The following is a 4,300-nucleotide window of genomic DNA, read 5'->3' on the forward strand; positions in this document are numbered from 1 at the left end:
GATCAGGGACGACTTAAGGACAAAAAGATTTATAAATAGTTTAAGTCTAAGCAATCGAGCTTTTAGGCGTTAGGATTTCCGCATAACTCTATATTATGTTACTTGATTAAGGCATTGATAGCTTTGCTGTCAATGTTCATCAGAACGATTATAAGAGCGTTAGCGGTGTATTGTGATGACTTGCTGTCATTTAACATAAAATTAAGTTATACGACATTCTGTACGCATATACGCACGGGTGAGGGAGGAGGAGCTTGCCGACCGACCGACCCGACACCCGTGCGTCAACGTGCTAGAAGTCCACGTTCTTTAGAGTGGACTTAACTGCGGAATTTCGCACTATTCATCTTTCCCTAGATATTTTTTTCTCCATTCTAATACTTCTTCTGATCTTAAGTTTTTTAAATGGTGGTATATCAGAGAATTTATTATATCTGTTTCTGTTATTTCCATTCTTAGTTCATATTTTATTTCCCATTTCATATCTTCTACTTTCTCAAGTAGATCATCTCTGATTCGTTTCTGTGTTGAGCTCATATTACCGTCCTAAAGTTTCATTGACACATTATTATATTTCTTATTGAAATGACACATTGTTTCATGGTAACTTTTGCATATTGATGTTTCGTTGTGTCTATGTGTCATTCTATTGTCGATAGCACAACATTATTACGTTTAATTCTGAAATTCAGAAAGATTAAATAAGTTATTCGCTTCTTGGATACAACAATGATTGACATGCTTGTTTTAAAAATACCTGTAGATTATTCGTTAGTTGATGTAACTGACGATGGTAAGCATGCCATTTTAGGTTTTGATCTTCTTGATCTCGATTTAAAGGTTGGTTCTTATGATGTTTATAAAAATGAAGATGGAGAAGTTAAGCATAAGGTTTTAAAGCATTCTTATGAAAAGTTACCGACTTCATATACAAAGATGGCGTTTAAGTTTTATCACGAAGGTTCATATTTTCCTTATGTTGAATTAAAAGCGAGTCCCGCAAAGATTTTGCAAGGTCATAACGTTTATGGTTCTGATGTTATCGAACAGGGTGTTCTTGAAATGTTGGGTTATTTGGCAACATCACAGCCTACCTTGTACGGTATGTTAGCTGTTTCTGAAACAGAGGTTCAACAAATTGATATTACTTACTCGGCTCGTTTAAAAGATGATAAACAAGTAGAGCAAGTAAAAGAGTTTTTACGCAACGTTACAACGCAACATATTAGAAAATCAACAAAAGAATGTTCTTATCAAAATACGATTTATTTCGGTTCTTCGAGATGCAAACGTTTTGCTAGAAAAGTTTATGGCAAGAAAAAAGAGTTTGATACGCAATTAAAAGAATACGAATACTTAGCAAAATTAAACGATCAAAATGCAAAGCGTGTATTTAACGCAATGTCATGCCCTAAATTACAAAAATGGGCGACTGGCTTATTACGTTTTGAAAGTGGCGTAAAAGCTTACGTTATGAAAGAAAAAGGCATACCTACTAACGTTTTTGAATTAATTAGATATCAACGGGAAAACCCGAAATTTACGCAAGAAATTTGGGCAAAGTCATTCGAGCAGATATTTGAAGCATTAAAAGGCACAGCAATGAAAGCAACTGATCACGATTCTGTTTTTGACCATCTATGTTCTGTTTATGAAACAGTGACTAAATCAGGTCGAAGAAGCATAACTAAAGCAAGAAATCTTTTTAATTTTTACTGTGCATTAGAAACGCATGGTGTAAATGGAATGAAGAGCAAATTTGGGCAAAGACAGTTTTATCAGAATATGGCTGATTTAGTAAATGCAGGATATTCAAAAGCCTTTCTTCAAAATCTTCATATTGAATCTAAAAACAATGTTGTTCCGTTTTTAAAGTTTGTTGAAATCAAGTTTGATGAGCAGTTACCCCCTGACTTTGTAGAGCCTGTTTCACAATTTAACGAGGGTAGTTTCGCCCGATTAGCATCTTAAGCGAGTAAAGCAAATGAAATTAGTAAAAGCAAAATTGATAAAAGTTGAATCTAAGCCTGATGCTAAAACAGGTTTGATGGTTCACCGTCTTATTTTTAAAGATAAACATTTTGATCGTGGGCTTGAAGAATGGGTTCCTTCTTCTTTGCCAGTGAAGTTATCACCTGAACATCATGACTTGCTTTTGAATTATCAACGTTTGCAAGGTCAAGAAATAGCTGTAGAGGTTGATGTTACTCCAGTCGATAGAAATGTTTATTTCCGTACGTCTGGTCAAGGCATACCGATGATCTTAAAAGAAGTTACTACAGCAGAATCGAAGTAAAGGTTAATGAGAAATGCCACATAAAGATCAAATAATTAAGGTTATCGAACATTTAGAAGATATCAAAAGTAAAGATATTGCTTATCTTCGCAATGAATGTTTTAACGATCTTGTTGATAGATCGACTATGTCAATGATTGTTAAAAGAATTGATCTAGCAATTTCAGATTTAAAGAATTTAAAGGTTTAGAAGAATGGCATACGTTTGTGAAACTCTGCGAACAATCGGAACGATGCAAACGTGTGTTTCATACGTTCAATTTAAGCCCTCATGGCTTGATGAATTGAACAATTTAAGCAGAGCCGATGCCAATACGCTTTTGGTCGAGATTATTGGCTTTTGGCTCTTATGTTCAGGGTTGCGAATGCTACTCAAATTTATAGAAAGGTAGATGATTATGACACAAGTTCAAACAATCAAACGTAAAGATACTTTACGCAACAAGTTAAACAATGCAACGACTAAATTTGCTGTTGTTGCAACGCCTGTAATTATGGCAACTGGAGCACATGCGGCAGATGGTAATAGTGTAGATGTTTCAAGTCTTGCATTAACTGGCTTGGGTGCTGCGGCCGCATCTGTCTTTGTAATTAAAGCAGGTCCATCGCTCTTGATGTGGGGCTATCGTAAAGTTCTCGGCTTCGTTGGTCGTTAATTTTTCGCCCAGTGTTTCGGCACTGGGTCTATTCTTACTTCTGTGAAGTAACTTTATGACTACTTTATATATTATCGTTGCACTTGTCGGGTTCTTCATATTACTTAGCTAGTGCTAGGGGCTTAATATGTTTTACCGCTATTTACTTCTGCTTTTACTTATCTTTTCTTCACATTCTGTATTTGCTGATGTTTATTACACTTCTTCTGCGGGTAAGGATTCAACTGCTGAGGGTGCTTGTCGTAAATATGCTAAGTGGCTTTACAATAAAGAGCCAGTAGCTTTTGAAATGACAGGAGAACTTACTTGTAGGTTTAGTTATTACGACGGTGAAAGAACTAAATATGATTGGTTCAACGGTGCTGTTACTCGAGTCGGATGTGAAAAGGGCAAAATTGCTCATTCGGGATCTATTACAATTTCAAGATGGAAAGATGAAAATGAGCATGTTTCTTTAGCCGAACAAGCAAATAACAAGTTAAAAACTTCTAGTCCTACGATTTGCCAAAATTCTTGTAAATATGATTATCAATTTTTGAGCGGTAACTCTGATACTTCTTATACTGGTTCTTATTCTTCCAGTGGTGAAACTTGTTCTTCTGAAACCTCTGCTGGAAATTACAATTTGACTGGTACAGGCAAGCCGTCAACTCCAGCAACGAGCGAACCGACCACCACTAATAATACAGGAAGTACAGGAAGTACAGGAAGTACAGGAAGTACAGGAAGTACAGGAAGTAATAGTACGTCAAGTAATGGCGCGTCTAGTAATACAAATACTGGTACTGGTACTGGTACTGGTACTGGTACTGGTACTGGTGATAGTAACGCATCAAACACGACTAACAATACAAATAATACGACTAATACAACAAATACAAGTACGAGTAATTCATCAAGTACAACAACAAATACAACGGTTACAGGTGGTAATACTAACGTTGATCTCTCTCCAGTGACTTCTGCAATTAATTCGCTTAAAGATGCAATGAATAACGGTTTAAAGGCATTGCAAGAAAAGATTGATTCTATCGAGCAAACAGTTAAAGACATGAAAGACTGGCTGACAAAAGAAGATACGCAAGATAGACAAACACAGGTCGATATTGAAGAAAAAGTTCCTGAAGTAAAAAACACGCCTTATTTGCAATGGGGTGAGTATTGTCCGTTCTCACCTGGCACTCAAAACATATCATTAGAAAATACAACGGCTTCAATTGATTACGATTTAACATCGTGGTGCAAACTTGCATCAGATATACGCCCGTTTGTACTTGCGATCGGTGCATTAATGTCTTTCTTGATTGCGTCAGGTGTCATTATGGGTGGTAATGATGATTAGATTACT

General features: G+C 36.1%; 6 protein-coding genes. 5 read left to right on the forward strand and 1 reads right to left on the reverse strand.

Annotation, left to right across the window (positions count from 1 at the left end):
• Positions 1-339: 339 nt before the first annotated feature.
• Positions 340-537: a hypothetical protein gene (locus I2F23_RS13550; protein WP_195773097.1), complete on the reverse strand. Its 198-nt coding sequence runs from the start codon at positions 535-537 to the stop codon at positions 340-342.
• 192 nt (positions 538-729) lie between these two features.
• Between I2F23_RS13550 and I2F23_RS13555 the strand changes: the two genes are divergently transcribed.
• From I2F23_RS13555 to I2F23_RS13575, 5 genes are all read left to right on the forward strand, one after another.
• Positions 730-1,971, forward strand: a complete 1,242-nt coding sequence (locus I2F23_RS13555) for a phage/plasmid replication protein, II/X family (protein WP_195773098.1) — start codon at positions 730-732, stop codon at positions 1,969-1,971.
• A 34-nt stretch (positions 1,972-2,005) separates the two neighbouring features.
• Positions 2,006-2,296 carry a hypothetical protein gene (locus tag I2F23_RS13560; protein WP_228285418.1) on the forward strand — a complete coding sequence of 97 codons (291 nt, stop codon included), beginning with the start codon at positions 2,006-2,008 and terminating at the stop codon, positions 2,294-2,296.
• Positions 2,297-2,309: 13 nt separating this feature from the next.
• Positions 2,310-2,486, forward strand: coding sequence for a hypothetical protein (locus I2F23_RS13565; protein WP_195773100.1), 177 nt, complete (start codon positions 2,310-2,312; stop codon positions 2,484-2,486).
• Between the two features lie 208 nt (positions 2,487-2,694).
• Positions 2,695-2,952: a hypothetical protein gene (locus I2F23_RS13570; protein WP_195773101.1), complete on the forward strand. Its 258-nt coding sequence runs from the start codon at positions 2,695-2,697 to the stop codon at positions 2,950-2,952.
• A gap of 127 nt (positions 2,953-3,079) precedes the next feature.
• On the forward strand, positions 3,080-4,294 hold the full coding sequence (locus tag I2F23_RS13575) for a virulence factor TspB C-terminal domain-related protein (protein ID WP_195773102.1): 1,215 nt from the start codon (positions 3,080-3,082) through the stop codon (positions 4,292-4,294).
• The last annotated feature ends 6 nt before the right edge of the window (positions 4,295-4,300 follow it).

The organism is Acinetobacter pollinis (assembly GCF_015627175.1).
GTDB classification, from domain to species: Bacteria; Pseudomonadota; Gammaproteobacteria; order Pseudomonadales; family Moraxellaceae; genus Acinetobacter; species Acinetobacter pollinis.

Excerpts from the sequence above, each read along its gene's own strand:
- I2F23_RS13565 (WP_195773100.1), top strand. The coding sequence starts at position 2,310 with ATGCCACATAAAGATCAAATAATTAAGGTTATCGAACATTTAGAAGAT.
- I2F23_RS13575 (WP_195773102.1), top strand. The coding sequence starts at position 3,080 with ATGTTTTACCGCTATTTACTTCTGCTTTTACTTATCTTTTCTTCACAT.
- I2F23_RS13555 (WP_195773098.1), top strand. The coding sequence starts at position 730 with ATGATTGACATGCTTGTTTTAAAAATACCTGTAGATTATTCGTTAGTT.
- I2F23_RS13550 (WP_195773097.1), bottom strand. The coding sequence starts at position 537 with ATGAGCTCAACACAGAAACGAATCAGAGATGATCTACTTGAGAAAGTA.
- I2F23_RS13570 (WP_195773101.1), top strand. The coding sequence starts at position 2,695 with ATGACACAAGTTCAAACAATCAAACGTAAAGATACTTTACGCAACAAG.